Here is a 1,082-nt window from a genome sequence, read left to right as displayed (position 1 = left end):
AGATGCGTGGTGCTTTTCTTAAGTCAGTTATTTTATTGGTTCGGTAATAACGACTTACAGGAGTATTTTCCACTGGCTTAACAGGCTCTTGATCACCCACATTATCTGCTGCGCAATCGGCAACATGGGTTTCTGCCTTGCCATTTTTATTCCATGAAAATGTCCATAATTGGTCCTGTAATATTTCCAGTTGATTGAGCATGTTAACAGGATCAATTGCCTCATATTCGTGTGTTAGCAAATCTTTATTTGCCTGGCTAATATGCTCAGAAAGCAGAACACGTTGATACGGCGTTTTTGCAGAGTCGTATTTTTTTGAAACTTTTGCTCCGCATCGTTCTTTCCCTATCAATTTCAATGAGGGTTGGAAATAAGTAATATACTTCCTGAGCACCCGATATAGCTGAACTAGAGCTTCCCAAGCTTTTCTGTCTTCTAATCTGTCATAACCAACGAGTCGGCGCACAACTGAGCCATTCTTTTCTTCAATATGAGCCTGATCATTTTTTCGGTGTGTGCGTGCCTTCGTAAAGGTGATTTGTCTATCCTCACAGTAATCCAATAGCTCATAGTTAATAAATTCACTGCCACAATCCGTATCGAGTCCTTGCATAGGGAATGGCAATAACTCATCTACGATACGTAATCCGTCAATGACGTCTTTGGCGCTTTTTCGTAGCAAGGGAATACATTCTAGCCAACCTGTAGCAATGTCAACCAGCACCAGAGTGTTTAAGAAAGCACCGTTCGTATTGCCACCACAGTGAGCAACCAGGTCTGCTTCTAAGTAGCCTGGAGTTACGTCGTCCCAATCGGCAAAGGTACGTATCTGAATCTGATTTTTTAATAAATTGCCAGGTCTAGTACTCAGTCAGCGTTGATATGTCGGATAAAAGTAGCCCTGTAATAACGAAATTACTGACATGGCATCCGACATTATCAGATTGACTGAGTACTAGGTTCTGTTGACGTTTCACCAATCCGGTAGAATAAGCCGTTTTGAATGAAATGAAGCGGATAACATTAAGTGATGAAGAGTGGACTCGTATTTTGGCAAGCTTAAAAAAATTGCCTGGAGTTCA

At 41.3% G+C, this 1,082-nt stretch carries 1 protein-coding gene; it reads right to left on the bottom strand.

Features of this window, described 5'->3' with window-relative positions:
* Positions 1-724: integrase catalytic domain-containing protein (locus N7974_RS20625; RefSeq protein WP_262967407.1), on the bottom strand; the 724-nt coding region annotated here is incomplete at its 3' end.
* Positions 725-1,082 lie beyond the last annotated feature (358 nt).

Origin of the sequence: Methylobacter psychrophilus, from assembly GCF_025583945.1 — a bacterium.
GTDB lineage: Bacteria > Pseudomonadota > Gammaproteobacteria > Methylococcales > Methylomonadaceae > Methylobacter_C > Methylobacter_C psychrophilus.
Note: the sequence above shows the minus strand (reverse complement) of the source record. Positions and strands in the feature narration are given on the sequence as shown.